The following is a 13,521-nucleotide window of genomic DNA, read 5'->3' as shown; positions in this document are numbered from 1 at the left end:
GCTGGTCCATGCTGCTGGCTGCGCTTACATCGACGCCTCCAGCAGCGCATGGTAATCGTTGTCGCTGGCCACGCGCGGATTGGTCTTGTGGCTGTGGTCCTTGAGCGCGCCCTGGACGATGGCGGGGAACAGCGACGGCGCCACGTCCAGCTGCGCCAGCCCGGTCGGCAGGCCGAGCCGTTCCGTCATGGCGCGCACGGCGCCCGCCACCTCGGCGCCGCCGGCCAGCCCCATGGCCTGCGCCATGCGCGCCAGCTTGTGTTCGCTGCGCATGGTGTCGGTTTCCTGGTTGAACTGGATCACGGCCGGCAGGAAGATGGCGTTCAGCGTGCCGTGGTGCAGGCGCGGGTTGATGCCGCCCAGCGCGTGGCTGAGGCTGTGCACGCAGCCCAGTCCTTTCTGAAACGCCAGCGCCCCCTGCATCGAGGCGCTCATCATGTTCAGGCGCGCTTCCTTGTCGTCCGGCGCATGGGTGGCGCGCTCGATGTGCTGCCAGGCGCGCCGCAGACCGTCCAGCGCGATGCCGTCGGCCGGCGGATTGAAGGACGGCGCCATGAAGGTTTCGAGGCAGTGCGCAATGGCGTCCATGCCGGTGGCGGCCGTCATCAGCGGCGGCAGGCCCAGCGTCAGTTCGGGATCGCAGATGGCCACGCGCGGCACCACGAAGGGGGAAATCACGCCGACCTTGCGGCCATCGTCGAGGATCAGGATGGCGCCCCGGCCCACTTCGCTGCCGGTGCCGGCCGTGGTCGGCACGGCGATGACGGGCGCCGTGTTTGCCGTAATGCGGCTGGCGCCGCCTTCGATGACGGCAAAGCCGAGCAGCGGTCCGTCGTGGGTGGCGCACACCGCCACGCCCTTGGCCAGGTCGATGGCCGAGCCGCCGCCGACCGCGACGACGCCGTCGCAGCCGTGGCTGCGGTACATCGCCACCGCCTCGCGCACCACGCCTTCGTTGGGATTGGGCGGGGTGCTGTCGAATACCGGCACCGGCGTGCCGCTATCGAGCGCGGCCAGCACGGTGTCGACGATGCCGGCCGCGCGCACGCCCTTGTCGGTAACGATCAGCGGCCGCCGGATGCCGACGCGTTCGCATTCGCCGTGCAGCAGGCGGATGGCGCCAAAGTCGAATTGAATTTGCGTGATATAGTTGATCAGGGACATGGCAATGAACTTCAGTTATAGTAGACGAAATGCACCCACTGTGGGGCCCGGTCCGGAGTCAGTTGCCGCGCAGCGCTTCCTCATCCGGCTATGGGGCCAGTATAGGAGCGCTGGCGGCCGCCGGTAATTGAGAGCTGCTGATAGGACTATAACTTTTCCTCAACCCCAATGCTTCCTTCCCTGAATTCCATTATTTCCCGATTGCACCTGAAGCAGCTGCGCCTGCTGATTGCGCTGGCCGACCACGGCTCGCTGCTGAAGGCGGCGCAGCAGGTGGCGCTGACCCAGCCGGGCGCCAGCAAGGCGCTGCACGAGATCGAGACCACCTTCGGCATGGCGCTGTTCAACCGCACCAACCGCGGCCTCGAACCGAACCAGATCGGCCACTGCGTGATCCGCTATGCGCGCCTGATCCATACCGATCTGGCGCATCTGCGCGAGGAAATCGGCGGCATCATGCGCGGGCACGGCGGGCGCGTCACCGTGGGCGTGATCATGGGCGCGGTGCCGCTGCTGGCCGACGCCGTCACCCGGCTGGTGGCGGAGCACCCGGAAATGTCGGTCGAGATCGTCGAGGACACCAGCGCCACGCTGCTCAGCCAACTGGACGCGGGCCGGCTCGACCTGGCCATCTGCCGCACCACCATCAGCCCGACGCCCGAGCACTACGGCAGCGTCCAGCTGCAGGAGGAAACCCTGGCGGTGATCGCCAACGTGCGCCATCCGCTGCGGCAGGCGGCGACGCTGACGCTGCAGGACCTGGCCGAGTCCCGGTGGGTGGTGTACCGCGCCAACATGCCGATGCGCCTGCTGCTGGAGCGGGAATTCCGCGACGCCGACATCCGCTTTCCGCAGCACCTGCTGGAAACCACCTCGGTGTTCGCCACGCTGGCCCTGTTGCAGGCCAATCCGTCCTTCGTGGCGCTGGTGTCGGTCGACGTCGCCAGCTTCTTCGCGCGGCACGACATGATGTGCATCCTGCCGCTGACCCTGGCGTCACGCAGCGAGCCGTATGAAATGGTGGTGCGCAAGGGGGCGCCGCTGTCGCCGGGCGCGCGCCTGCTGATTGACGCCCTGACACCGGCGCCGCCGCCGTGATGCCCGGCCCGGCTACACCGACGCCGGCCAGCACAGATGGCGCTCGGACGCCACCAGCTGCTCGATGGCGTTCATCACCGCGCGCACGCGCGGCGAGCGGGCCAGGTCGTTGTGCACCGACATCCAGTAGCTCATGTCGATGCGCACGGACTGCGCCAGCACCGGCTGCAAGGCAGGGTAGTGTGCCGCCAGATAGGTCGGCAGCACCGTCAGGGCCTCGCCGCCCAGCACGGCGGCCAGTTGCGCGGTCAGGCTGTTGGTGCGGTAGCGCGGCATGATGACGGTGTCGCCGAAGGTCAGCATGTCGAGGATCTCGGTGAACAGCAGTTCCTGTATATAGCCGCACCACAGGGCGTCGGTCAGGTCGGCGATCGACAGCGGCGCCGGCCGCCGCGCCAGGAATTCCGCGCTGGCATAGATATGCAGGCGCGAATCGCACAGCTTGCGCAGGCGGATATCGCCGCTGTTCGGGCGGTCCATGGTGATGACGATGTCGGCTTCGCGCATGCCGAGCGAGTAGGTGCGCTGCACCGCCACCAGTTCGATTTCCAGTTCGGGATACTGGTGCAGGATGGTCGGCAGCCGCTGCGCCAGATAATGGGAGCCGAAGCCTTCCGAGGTGCCGATGCGCACCTTGCCGCTGATGCCCTGGCGGCGTTCGGCCAGCGCCTGGACGTCGCGGATGACGATGGCTTCCATTTTTTCCGCCGCGGCCAGCAGCTTGCAGCCTTCTTCTGTCAGGTTGAGCCGTTTGGCGGCGCGGTCGAACAGCACCACGCCGGCGTCCCGTTCCAGGCGGGCGATGCGGCGGCTGATGGTCGAGTCGTCCATGCGCAGCAGGCGCGAGGCCTCGGCCATCCGGCCGCTGCGCGCGACCTGAAGAAAGACCCGGATATCACTCCATTCCATGCGGAACTCCCATTCGTGCAAGAGCCTCTCTCATTTCTGCGCATTGCCGCCGCGTCTGGCTGTGCCAATAATAGCAGCATAGGGAGGAGCCATGAAGATCAGCTACATATGCGGCATTCTGGGTCTGTGCTTGCCGGCGCTGGCGCCGGCGGCGCCATGGTATCCCGCGCAGACAGTGGCCGACGGCCGCCATGTTGCCTACCGGCCGCTGCCGCGGGTGCACAAGTCCTGGCGCATCTGCGCGCTGTTTCCCCACGTGCGCGACCGCTACTGGTGGGGCGTGTCATGGGGCCTGGTCGACGAGGCGCGGCGCCAGGGCGTCAAGCTGGGTCTCTACCAGGCCGGCGGCTACGACAACCTGGCCGTGCAGCAGGAGCAATTCCAGGCCTGCCTGCGCAAGGGCGCCGACGCCATCCTGCTGGCCTCGCTGTCGGCGGACGGCATGAACGATGCCATCGCCCAGGCCGCCGCGCGCGGCGTTCCCGTCATCGACCTGATTACCGGCGTCAGCAGCGACAAGGTCAGCGCCCGTTCGCTGGTGCGCTTTGACGACATGGCGCGGGCCGCCACCCGCTATCTGCTGAGCTATTCCCGGCGCCAGCAAGTCAGCATTGCCTGGCTGCCCGGTCCGCGCGACGCCGGCTGGGTCCGGGGCGCCGAGGCCGGCATGTACCAGGCGATACGCCACAAGTCCGTGACGCTTCAGCACGGTGGTTACGGGCCGCCCGAACTGACTACCCAGATGGGCCTGGTGCGCGCCATTTTGCGCGCCGACGCGCGCTACCCCGATTATTTCTTGGGTAATTCGGTGGCGATCGAGGCGGCCGCCAATTACATGCATCACTATCCACAGGTGGCGAGCCGGGCGATTTCGTTTTACGCCACCGAACCTGTGCTGCGCCTGATCGCGGAAGGCAAGGTGCTGGCCGCCGTCAGCGATTCGCCGGTGCTGCAAGCCCGCATCGGCCTGGACCTGGCGCTGCGCATCCTCGAGAAACAGCCGCATGCCTACAGCGTCAGTCCGAAAATCGAAGTGATCGACGCCGGCAACGTCGCCGCCTATGACCTGAGCCGCGTCTACAGTCCGGAATACGTCCGCATCACGCAGCAAGCCTTACCCAACTGAGGCGGCATGCGCCGGGCGCTGCGGCCGCCTGTTCGTCACCCGGGCATGCTGGTTGAAAATCCGGTAGATTTCCGCCGCCAGGCAGCGGGGATCCGACGACCTGCGCATGTCCGGCTCGGACAGCACCCTGAAGATCGTCGTGGAGGGAATCGCGTGCCGCAGCATGTACGACCAGGCGATCGCCGAACCGTATTCATTATCGATCCGGATGCCGATTTCGATCGTCCTGGCCATGGAGGTGTTGGTTCTCTCAACCATGCTGGCAGCCCTGTGGTTACCTTGGCACGGTGTAGTTCGCCGGGATGAATTCGTATCCCTTGCCGTGGCGGCGGATGTGGCCCAATCCGGGAAATTGCAGGTGCGCCGCACCGACCAGGTAAGCTTCTTCGGCGGCGTCCTTGAATACCGCCTGGCGGCTGGCCATGGCCTGCCTGGCGTCGCTGTCGAAGACGATGGTCACCGAGGGGTCTTTAAACTGTATCACGCCAAGGTGCAGCAAATCGCCCAGCAACATCAACTTCTGGCCTTTGCTCTCGACCAGGTAGCGCGTGTGGCCCGGGGTGTGGCCGTAACTCGGAATCGCGGTAACGCCGGGCAGCAACTGGGTCTTGCCGTCAAACGTTTTCAGCTTGCCGGCCTTGGCATACTCGCCGACCGTGCTGATAATGCCTTTGAAATAGTCTTTGTCGGCCTCGTGTGCGGTCGCCTTGTTCGACTCGTTCAGCCAGTAGTCGGCATCGCGTTTGTCCGCATGGATGAAGGCGTTCGGGAAAACGCTGGGCGACGTGCCGAGGCCGCCGATGTGGTCCGGATGCATGTGCGTGATGTAGATGTCGTCGATTTGCTCGGGCTGATATCCCGCCGCTTTGAGGTTGGCAATCAGGTTGCCCAGGGTGGGGCCGAACAGGTTGCCGCCGCCAACGTCGATCATGACCAGCTTTTGCCCGGTATTGACGACAAATGCATTGAACGAGGTTTCGGTCGGCGTATCCAGGAAGGCATCCTTCAGCGCCTTGTGGGTGGCCGCGGGCGGCGTGTGCAGCCACTTGTCAAACGGCAGATTCGACGTGCCGTCGCAGATGGCGGTCACTTCAAAATCGCCAAGCATCATGCGGTAATAGCCCGGCGCCTGGGTTTTGGCGAAAGGCGCCGCCGCAAATGACAGGGACTGCAACAAGCTCAGGGCGATGGCGATGATCAGTTTCATGATTTCCCCTTTTTGACGAGTCCGACGGCAAGGACCAAGGTAGTAATGTACTGTTCGCCCCCTGAGCAGGTAAGTTAAAAAAAGTAAATATTTGGTAATGCCCCGGCGCACCGTCGGGGCATTGCCGGCTGGATGGACGGGATCGATTAAACTGTGCGCCTGCGAAAGGTGCTTATGAAACTTGATCCTGTGTCCTTGCGGTTGTTTGTCAGTGTGGTCGAAGAAGGAACGATAGCCGGCGCGGCGGCGCGCGAGCACATTGCGGCGGCGGCGATCAGCAAACGCATCAGCGAGCTCGAAGACCAGCTCGACACCGTCCTGCTGGTGCGTAGCAACAAGGGCATGTTTGTCACCGCGGCCGGCGATGCGCTGGCCCACAAGGCGCGCGGCGTGCTCAGCGACCTGGACGACCTGGTGCTGCAAATGAAGGATTTTTCCAGCGGCGCCCGCGGCTCCGTGCGGGTGCTGGCGAATATCTCGGCCATCACGCAATTCATGCCGGCCGCGCTGCAGTCGTTCCTGGCCGCCCATCCGCTGATACGGGTCCAGCTGCGCGAAACCACCAGCCGCGACGTCATCCGCGGCGTGGCGGAGAACAGCGCGGACATCGGCATCTTTACCCAGGTGCCCTATACGGACGACCTGGAAGTGCGCCGCTTCCGCAACGATGAACTGGTGCTGATCGTCCCGACCGACCATCCGCTGGCGCAACTCGACGCGGTCTCGTTCGCGCAGGCGCTGGACTACGAATTTGTCGGCCTGCATGTCGGTACCGGCCTGAACTTTCAGATGCTGAAAGCCGCAAGCGAACTGGGACGGTCGTTAAAGCTGCGCATCGAGGTCAACAGCTACGATGCGCAGTGCCTGATGGTGGAAGCCGGCCTGGGCATCGGCCTGCAGCCCAAGCTCAGCGTGCGTACCTACAATGCGCTGGCGATCAAATCCATCCCGCTGACCGATCCGTGGGCGTTCCGCCAGCTGGACATCTGCGTGCGCGCCGCCAGCGGATTGTCGCCGGCGGCGCGGCTGCTGTACGACCACCTGCTGGCGCCTTAGCAGGCGAAGCTCTGGCGGGCCGCCTTGCCCGACAGCAGATAGCCGGCATTCGGCACCACCGGATCGAGCTCCAGATTCTTCAGCATCTGGTACACGGTGGCGGCCGCCGCGGTCAGCACCGGCTTGCCCAGACGGTCTTCCACCAGCTGGATGGCTGGCAGCGATGGCATCTGCACGCAGGCGGACAGCACCACCGCATCGGCGTTGCTGATGTCGAGGCGGTCGGCGTGGCCGACCAGGTCCATCGGATCGAGGCGGCCCACGGCCAGGTTGTCCGACACCTCCAGGCTGATCGAGTCGGTTACTTGGATGCCTTCGCTCTCGATGTAATCGATGACCTGCTGGGTCAGCGGCTTCATGTACGGCGTGATGATGGCGACTTTTTTGAAGCCCATTTCCTTCAGGCTGTTGACCAGCGCGCCGGCCGAGCTCAGGACCGGCACCGGCGCCTGCGACTCCGCCGTCACCTGGGTCAGGCGTTTTTCCGAGACGCGGTGGTAGCCGGGCCCCTGGCACATGATGGCGACCAGGCAGGCATAGGCCATGACGTCGACGCGGGCGTCACTGAGTTCGACGGCGCAGCGGTCGCTGGCCACGTCCATTTTTTTCAACTCTTCAGGCGTGACATGCATCATGCGCATGCGCGACGAGTGGAAGGTGAAGCGTTCCTCGGGAAACTGCTCGGCGCGGGCCAGCAGCATGGCCGGGATTTCCGTTTCCATCGTGGTGTTCGAGCTTGGCACGATCTGGCCGATGCGGTAGGTTTTCATGGGTAAGTCCTTTCGTAAGTGGTAAGTCAATTGCCGCTGGTCAGCTGGATGCCTTTGGTTTCCTGCAAGGTAAAGACCATGATGGCAGCGAGCAGATAGGCCACGGAGGCCAGGGAAATGGTGTAGGTAAAGCCGATCAGCGGGATCAGCACCGGCACCAGCTTGATGCCGGCGATGGCGCCGACGCGGCCGAAGTTGAAACAGAAGCCGGCTGCGGTGGAACGGATGCTGGTCGGGAACAGCTCCGCGTACCAGGCGCCGAAGCCGCTGAAATACCCGGTGAAGAAGCCCAGCACCGCCGACAGGCTGCCGAGGATGAAGACGTTGCTGGCGGTCAGCTGCAGCTTGCCGTCGACCAGCGGCATGGCGTTCACCGTCAGCGTGAAAAGCGGCACCATCAAGGTCATACCCAGGAAGAACAGCGCGAACGACTTGCGGCGGCCGATGCGCTCGGCCAGCATGCCGAACACCAGGTAGCCCGCCATCGCGCCCAGCCCGCTCCAGACCAGGAATACCGGCGCCTCGTTGATGCGCACCTTCAGGATGTTCTGCAGGAAGGCCGGGGTAAAGGTCAGCAGAATCCAGTAACCCCACATGCCCAGGATGGAAACGGTCAGCGCCAGCAGGGTCGCGCGCAGGTACTGCGGCTGGAAGATGGCGAGCAGCTTGCCCTTGGCCGTGTTCTGCGCCATGAAGCCGCGGTTGGCCAGCCACACCGGCGATTCCTTCATGAAGCACATCACGAACAGCAGGGTGGCGAACGCCGGCACGCTGGCGACGATGAACATGGTGCGCCAGGCGTCCGGATCGTTGGGCTTGAGGACGTTCCATGCCAGCACCGCCGCCAGCAGGTTGCCGCCGGACCAGCCGGTCTGCAGCACGGCGATGGCCTTGGCGCGGCCTTCCGGTTTCCACACTTCCGAGATCAGTGCGGCGGCGGCGGACCACAGGCCGCCCACGGCGACGCCGAGGATGGCGCGGTAGATGTTCAGTTCAAGCAGGCTGTGCGCGAAGCCGCACAGCAGGGTGGCGGTGCCATACGTGAAGACCGACAGGACGATGGTTTTCTTGCGGCCGATCCTGTCGGAGATATTGCCGAGGAAGTAGCCGCCGATGCCGGTCGCCAGCAGGAACCAGGCGACCGTCGACACCACGTCGCCGAGCTGCACGGAAAAACTCTGGGCGATGGACAGCATCACAAAGCCAAAGATGCCGGCGTCCAGCGCGTCGAACAGCCAGGCGACCCAGGCGCCGGCAAGGTTGAGGTAGCGTTGCCGTCCGTTGACGACCTGTGGCGGGCTGCTTTGCTGGGCGCCGAGTGCTGCTGTTTGCATAGTTTGTCTCCATCATGGTTTTCCGCATCAGGTGCGGCATTGAGCCATGATCGGACCCAGCGGCGATTGCGTAAAGCAATCGATGGTTAACCTGCCATCGCCAACGGCGATGGCAGCGCCCGTCGCGCCGCCGTGGCCAGGGCCGGGCCTGCCGCATCGAGGCGGAAGCGGCTCACCGTCCGCACCAGTCCGGTCGCCTGCTGCTCCAGCGCGGCGGCGGCGGCGCTGGCTTCTTCGACCAGGGCGGCGTTCTGCTGCGTCACCGAATCCATCTGGGCGATGGCCTGGTTGATCTGGCCTATCCCCTGGGTCTGCTCGACGCTGGCGGAGCTGATCTCGCCCATGATTTCGGTGACGCGACGGACACTGTCGACGATCTGCGACATGGTGGCGCCGGCCCGGTCCACCAGTTGCACGCCGGCGTTGACGTTGCTGACCGAGTCGCTGATCAGGTCCTTGATCTCCTTGGCGGCCGCCGCCGAGCGTTGCGCCAGGCTGCGGACTTCGGACGCCACCACCGCGAAGCCGCGGCCTTCCTCGCCGGCCCGCGCGGCTTCCACCGCGGCGTTCAAGGCCAGGATGTTGGTCTGAAATGCGATCCCTTCGATCACGCCGATAATGGCGACGATCTTGTTGGACGAGTGGTTGATCGCGTCCATCGTCGTCACCACTTGCGCGACCACGTCGCCGCCTTGCCGCGCCACGCCCGACGCGCTGAGGGCCAACTGGTTGGCCGTGCGGGCATTGTCGGCATTCTGCTTGACGGTGCCGGTCAGCTGCTCCATCGCGGCGGCCGTTTCTTCGAGTGCGCTGGCCTGCTGTTCGGTGCGGACCGACAGGTCCAGGTTGCCGGCCGCGATCTCGCTGGAGGCGGTGGCGATGGTGTCCGTGCCGTTGCGGACTTCGCCCACCACCTGTTTCAGGCTGCTGTTCATGTCGCGCAGTGCGTGCATCAGCTGGCCTGTTTCATCGGTGCTCTCGACCGTGATGTGAGTGCGCAGATCGCCGGCGGCGACGGTTTTGGCGACGGTGATCGCCACTTTCAGCGGCCGCGTGACGGAACGGGAAATCAGCGTGGCGCAGGTGGCGCCCAGGGCCAGCAGCAGGAAGCCCAGCAGCACCATCATCTTCAGGCTGCGCTGATACATGTCGGCGATGCGCTTGCCGGTTTCATCGATGTGCTGGCGCTGCATGGCGACGAAAGCGAGCACCTGGGTGTCCAGCGCCTTCGCGGCCGGCTCGAACGCCGCGCTGTAGAGCCGCTTGGCTTCGCTCAGGCTGCCACGCTGTTTCTGCGCCACCGTATCGTTCTTGGTCTGTAAAAAACGCGTGCGCACGGCGGCGATCTCGCGGTAGGCGGTTTTCTCATCTTCCGACGCGAGCAGGGGCTCCAGCGATTTCTGCAGCGCGGCGGACTGCTCCTGGCCGGCCTGGATGTCGTCGGCGAAAGTCGTCGCCAGCGTATTGTCGGAGCTCTTGATGATCAGCTCCGTGCGTACGATCGCCGCCATCACCAGCAAATGCCAGTCGGCGGCGATGCGTTCCTTGGCCAACGGCTGCTCCATCATCTTCTGCGTGGCCTGGGCAACCTGGCGCAAGTTCCAGATGCCGATGGAGGTGGTGACGGCGGAAATAATCAGGACCGTGGCAAAACCGATACCCAGCCGGGTACCGATGTTCAGATCGGAAATTTTCATGGTGTATCCCTTGACCGCCTGAGCGGATGCTTAGTAAATAAGAAATTGTAGGAATACCCATGCATGCAGTACAGCAACATATTGGCAGCATGCCATCGCCAATGGCGATAATGAGAAGCGCCGTTCAGGCGGCTTCCGCCTGCAGCCAGCCTGTGACGAGGTCGTGATTCCTCTCCATCCACATGCTGGCGGCCTCGCGCGGCGTGAGCTTGCCGACATTGACCAGGTAATCCATCTCGGTGACCGCGTCGATCCCCAGCTTGACGCGGGCCAGCACCGCAAGCGTGTTGCGGGGCAGTGTGTTGAGCCGCCGGGTGGAACCGACCAGCGAGGCATGGCTGGTCCCGCCCAGTACGCCCAGGGTGTCCTGCAGCGGCCGCAGCTTGCCGTCGCGGTTCAGGTATTGGGGCGCCCAGGTTGGAAACACCATCCATTCCCCGGCCGCGCGCGCCTTCTCGTAGGCGGCGATCCAGTCCGCCGCCGGGCCCGGCTGCACGGCATAGCCGGCGGCGCCGAGCTGGTAGTCGCCGACCGCTTTGTGCGACAGGACGGTGATGGCGGCGCCGCTGCCGACGCTCTGTATCCGCTTGCTCATCCGCGCGGCGACCTGCGGCTTGGCCAGGTCGGCAATGCTGCCGACCTCGCTGGCCGGCACATAGTCCGGCACCGCCCAGAAGAAGCGGGCGTCCTCATACAGCACCGCGACTTCCTGCGCGCGCTGGCCGTAGCGCTTCCAGTACGCCGCGTGGCCTTCCGGCAGCCAGGCGGCCGCCATCAGGTCTATGTCGCCGCTGTCCAGCAACGGAAACATTTCTTCGTGCGGCCCCTGGCGCACCACCACCGTATGCCCCAGTTTTTCCAGGAGGTTTTGTATCACCGCGCCGGTCACGGCATAGAAGCTCAGCGAGACCTGGCCCAGCACCACCGGACCCGGATTCTGCGCCTGCGCCTGGGCAGCCACCAGCCTGGCGGCGGCGCCGGTGAGCATTGCCGCTGCGGCGCCAGCCAGCAGGGATCTTCTGGAAATTTTAGCTTGCGGCATACGAACCTCCTTCAAGGCATTGCTTACAGACTGGCTTCGAGGATGCGGCGGCTCTGCGCCAGGGTGACGTCGCCACGTTCGCCGAGGGCGGTCATGCCGTGCGCTTCGAGCTGCTGGATGACGGCGTCGATGTGCTTGGCGCCGATGTCGTAATCGCGCAGGCGGGTCGGAACGCCCATGCTTTCGAAGAAGGCGCGGGTGTGGCCGATGGCCGCGTCGATGCGCTGCTCGACGTCGCCTTCGGTGATGTCCCAGACGCGCTCGGCATATTGCAGCAGCTTGTCGCGCTTGGCCTCGCGGCGCACCTGCATGTTTGCCGGCAGCACGATCGCCAGCGTGCGGGCGTGATCGATGCCATGCAGCGCGGTCAGCTCGTGGCCGATCATGTGGGTCGACCAGTCTTCCGGCACGCCGGCAGCGATCAGGCCGTTCAGCGCCATGGTCGCGGTCCACATCAGGTTGGCGCGGGCGTCATAGTTGTCGGACTCGGCCAGCACGCGCGGACCGATCTCGATCAGCGTTTGCAGCAGACCTTCGGCGAAGCGGTCCTGCACGCGGCCGTCGACCGGGTAGGTCATGTACTGTTCCATGACGTGGGTGAAGGCGTCCACCACGCCGTTGGCGACCTGCGGCAGCGGCAGGCTGTAGGTCTTGGTCGGGTCCAGGATCGAAAAGCGCGGGTAGACGTGGTCGCTGGCGAACACCAGCTTGGCCTTGGTGGCGGCCTTGGTGACGACGGAACCCTTGTTCATTTCCGAGCCGGTGGCCGGCAGCGTCAGCACGCAGCCGAACGGCATCGCCTGCTCGACCACGGCGCCGTGGGTTTCCATGATGTCCCAGGCGTCGCCCTTGTAGTGCACGGCTGCCGCGACAAACTTGGTGCCGTCGATGACCGAGCCGCCGCCGACGGCCAGCAGGAAATTCAGGCCCTGGCGGTGGATCATCTCGACCGCGCGCATCAGGGTTTCGTAGCTTGGATTCGGCTCGATGCCGCCAAATTCCACCACGGCGCGGTCGCCCAGCGCGGCACGCACCTCGTCCAGGGTGCCGGTGCGGCGCGCGCTTTCGCCGCCGTACAGGATCAGGACCCGGGCGCCGGCAGGCACCAGGTCGTTCAGCCGGCCGACGGTTTCCTTGCCGAAGACGATGTGCGTAGGATTGTGTAAATCAAAATTTTGCATGGTGATCTCGTTCTAGAAATGGTTACTTCGCCAGCGCCTGGCGGCGGGTTTCATAGGCGTCGCCGAAGACGCGCTTGGCATGGCCGCGCACCTGGACGAACTCCAGCTGCTCGCCTTCCGGGCCCTTGGCGTAGATCAGCGTCCAGCCGTCCGACTTGCCGCTGGTGATGCGGTTGGTCATGGTGTCGAGCGGCGCCTGCAGGCGTTCCTGCTCGCTGCCGGAGGCGACGATGCGGTTGGCCTTGACATTGCTCATGCCGCGTTTGGCGGACTCGGCCTCCAGGTCATGGATGAACTGGTTGAAGTCGACATCGTCGCGGATGTAGAAGCAGATGTGCATCGAGCGCGGGTAGGCCGGACTGGTATTGTCGTTAGGCTGGGCAAAGCTGTCGCCGCTGCCTTGCGGCTGGTTGCTGTCGCGGTACTGCAGCAGTTCGATGACGACGTTGTCGAACTGGACGAAGCGGACATCCAGGCGTTGCGCGCCGCTGCGCAAATCGGGCACGCCGCGGGTGCGCGGGTTGACGTGGCGCCGTTTCGATTCCAGGTCTTCGGTCAGCAGCAGGGTGTTGTGGATGCCGTCGCCCTGGAAGTCGCCGTCGCGCATGATCTCGGTGCCGCCCAGTACCTCGGTGTAGAAGGTGAATGCGCGGTCCATGTTCTGTACCGTCAGGCCGAAATGCTGGACGCCCTGGAGGCGGGCGCCAAGCGCGCCTTGCTTGACCTCACCGGTCGCAGCCTTGGCCACGGCGGGTGCGAAGCCGGTCGATGCGGATGCGGCAACGCCGCCGATGGCGACCGCGCCGGCCTTGCGTATCAGTTCACGGCGGCCTGGATTGCTTAAGTCGATAGACATGTTGTAGCCTCATGCGTTGATTTGGATGCGCTCACTTTATCCAGCGGCTACTGGCAAGACCAGTAAAGCTAGGTAAAATTT

At 64.9% G+C, this 13,521-nt stretch carries 13 protein-coding genes; 3 read left to right on the top strand and 10 right to left on the bottom strand.

What is annotated here, in order from left to right; genetic code table 11:
- Positions 1–24 precede the first annotated feature (24 nt).
- Positions 25–1,164: a 4-hydroxybutyrate dehydrogenase gene (gbd, locus tag GJ698_RS08670; protein WP_154357222.1), complete on the bottom strand. Its 1,140-nt coding sequence runs from the start codon at positions 1,162–1,164 to the stop codon at positions 25–27.
- 168 nt (positions 1,165–1,332) lie between these two features.
- On the opposite strand from gbd, the gene GJ698_RS08665 reads away from it, so the two are divergent.
- A complete protein-coding gene (locus GJ698_RS08665) occupies positions 1,333–2,262 on the top strand; it encodes a LysR substrate-binding domain-containing protein (RefSeq protein ID WP_154357221.1) in 930 nt (309 codons plus the stop codon).
- Positions 2,263–2,274: 12 nt separating this feature from the next.
- Here GJ698_RS08665 and GJ698_RS08660 read toward each other — a convergent pair whose 3' ends face one another.
- A complete protein-coding gene (locus tag GJ698_RS08660) occupies positions 2,275–3,171 on the bottom strand; it encodes a LysR family transcriptional regulator (protein ID WP_154357220.1) in 897 nt (298 codons plus the stop codon).
- A 91-nt stretch (positions 3,172–3,262) separates the two neighbouring features.
- Between GJ698_RS08660 and torT the strand changes: the two genes are divergently transcribed.
- Positions 3,263–4,297 carry a TMAO reductase system periplasmic protein TorT gene (gene torT / locus GJ698_RS08655; RefSeq protein WP_154357219.1) on the top strand — a complete coding sequence of 345 codons (1,035 nt, stop codon included), beginning with the start codon at positions 3,263–3,265 and terminating at the stop codon, positions 4,295–4,297.
- Here torT and GJ698_RS08650 read toward each other — a convergent pair.
- Together GJ698_RS08650 and GJ698_RS08645 are read right to left on the bottom strand one after the other, a co-directional pair.
- On the bottom strand, positions 4,286–4,531 hold the full coding sequence (locus GJ698_RS08650; protein WP_154357218.1) for a hypothetical protein: 246 nt from the start codon (positions 4,529–4,531) through the stop codon (positions 4,286–4,288). The two genes, torT and GJ698_RS08650, sit on opposite strands and share 12 nt — an antisense overlap.
- A gap of 40 nt (positions 4,532–4,571) precedes the next feature.
- Positions 4,572–5,504 carry an MBL fold metallo-hydrolase gene (locus GJ698_RS08645; protein ID WP_154357217.1) on the bottom strand — a complete coding sequence of 311 codons (933 nt, stop codon included), beginning with the start codon at positions 5,502–5,504 and terminating at the stop codon, positions 4,572–4,574.
- 174 nt (positions 5,505–5,678) lie between these two features.
- Between GJ698_RS08645 and GJ698_RS08640 the strand changes: the two genes are divergently transcribed.
- The gene (locus GJ698_RS08640; RefSeq protein ID WP_154357216.1) at positions 5,679–6,560 is read left to right on the top strand and encodes a LysR family transcriptional regulator; all 882 of its coding nucleotides are present in this window, start codon (positions 5,679–5,681) and stop codon (positions 6,558–6,560) included.
- On the opposite strand, the gene GJ698_RS08635 is transcribed toward GJ698_RS08640, so the two are convergent.
- From GJ698_RS08635 to GJ698_RS08610, 6 genes are all read right to left on the bottom strand, one after another.
- Positions 6,557–7,330, bottom strand: coding sequence for a maleate cis-trans isomerase family protein (locus GJ698_RS08635; RefSeq protein ID WP_154357215.1), 774 nt, complete (start codon positions 7,328–7,330; stop codon positions 6,557–6,559). The two genes, GJ698_RS08640 and GJ698_RS08635, sit on opposite strands and share 4 nt — an antisense overlap.
- Before the next feature lie 26 nt (positions 7,331–7,356).
- The gene (locus GJ698_RS08630; protein WP_154357214.1) at positions 7,357–8,664 is read right to left on the bottom strand and encodes an MFS transporter; all 1,308 of its coding nucleotides are present in this window, start codon (positions 8,662–8,664) and stop codon (positions 7,357–7,359) included.
- An 86-nt stretch (positions 8,665–8,750) separates the two neighbouring features.
- Positions 8,751–10,361 (bottom strand): methyl-accepting chemotaxis protein, encoded by a 1,611-nt coding sequence (locus GJ698_RS08625; protein WP_154357213.1) that lies wholly within the window; start codon positions 10,359–10,361, stop codon positions 8,751–8,753.
- Positions 10,362–10,485: 124 nt separating this feature from the next.
- The gene (locus GJ698_RS08620; RefSeq protein WP_154357212.1) at positions 10,486–11,403 is read right to left on the bottom strand and encodes a glycine betaine ABC transporter substrate-binding protein; all 918 of its coding nucleotides are present in this window, start codon (positions 11,401–11,403) and stop codon (positions 10,486–10,488) included.
- Between the two features lie 23 nt (positions 11,404–11,426).
- Positions 11,427–12,584 (bottom strand): iron-containing alcohol dehydrogenase, encoded by a 1,158-nt coding sequence (locus GJ698_RS08615; protein ID WP_154357211.1) that lies wholly within the window; start codon positions 12,582–12,584, stop codon positions 11,427–11,429.
- Between the two features lie 22 nt (positions 12,585–12,606).
- The gene (locus GJ698_RS08610; RefSeq protein WP_154357210.1) at positions 12,607–13,440 is read right to left on the bottom strand and encodes a VOC family protein; all 834 of its coding nucleotides are present in this window, start codon (positions 13,438–13,440) and stop codon (positions 12,607–12,609) included.
- Positions 13,441–13,521: the final 81 nt, after the last annotated feature.

The organism is Duganella aquatilis (assembly GCF_009674565.1).
GTDB classification, from domain to species: domain Bacteria; phylum Pseudomonadota; class Gammaproteobacteria; order Burkholderiales; family Burkholderiaceae_D; genus Rugamonas; species Rugamonas aquatilis.
Note: the sequence above shows the minus strand (reverse complement) of the source record. Positions and strands in the feature narration are given on the sequence as shown.

Bases quoted from the DNA above. Each gene is read 5' to 3' on its own strand.
- gbd (WP_154357222.1), bottom strand. From the start codon at position 1,164: ATGTCCCTGATCAACTATATCACGCAAATTCAATTCGACTTTGGCGCC.
- GJ698_RS08665 (WP_154357221.1), top strand. From the start codon at position 1,333: ATGCTTCCTTCCCTGAATTCCATTATTTCCCGATTGCACCTGAAGCAG.
- GJ698_RS08660 (WP_154357220.1), bottom strand. From the start codon at position 3,171: ATGGAATGGAGTGATATCCGGGTCTTTCTTCAGGTCGCGCGCAGCGGC.
- torT (WP_154357219.1), top strand. From the start codon at position 3,263: ATGAAGATCAGCTACATATGCGGCATTCTGGGTCTGTGCTTGCCGGCG.
- GJ698_RS08650 (WP_154357218.1), bottom strand. From the start codon at position 4,531: ATGGCCAGGACGATCGAAATCGGCATCCGGATCGATAATGAATACGGT.
- GJ698_RS08645 (WP_154357217.1), bottom strand. From the start codon at position 5,504: ATGAAACTGATCATCGCCATCGCCCTGAGCTTGTTGCAGTCCCTGTCA.
- GJ698_RS08640 (WP_154357216.1), top strand. From the start codon at position 5,679: ATGAAACTTGATCCTGTGTCCTTGCGGTTGTTTGTCAGTGTGGTCGAA.
- GJ698_RS08635 (WP_154357215.1), bottom strand. From the start codon at position 7,330: ATGAAAACCTACCGCATCGGCCAGATCGTGCCAAGCTCGAACACCACG.
- GJ698_RS08630 (WP_154357214.1), bottom strand. From the start codon at position 8,664: ATGCAAACAGCAGCACTCGGCGCCCAGCAAAGCAGCCCGCCACAGGTC.
- GJ698_RS08625 (WP_154357213.1), bottom strand. From the start codon at position 10,361: ATGAAAATTTCCGATCTGAACATCGGTACCCGGCTGGGTATCGGTTTT.
- GJ698_RS08620 (WP_154357212.1), bottom strand. From the start codon at position 11,403: ATGCCGCAAGCTAAAATTTCCAGAAGATCCCTGCTGGCTGGCGCCGCA.
- GJ698_RS08615 (WP_154357211.1), bottom strand. From the start codon at position 12,584: ATGCAAAATTTTGATTTACACAATCCTACGCACATCGTCTTCGGCAAG.
- GJ698_RS08610 (WP_154357210.1), bottom strand. From the start codon at position 13,440: ATGTCTATCGACTTAAGCAATCCAGGCCGCCGTGAACTGATACGCAAG.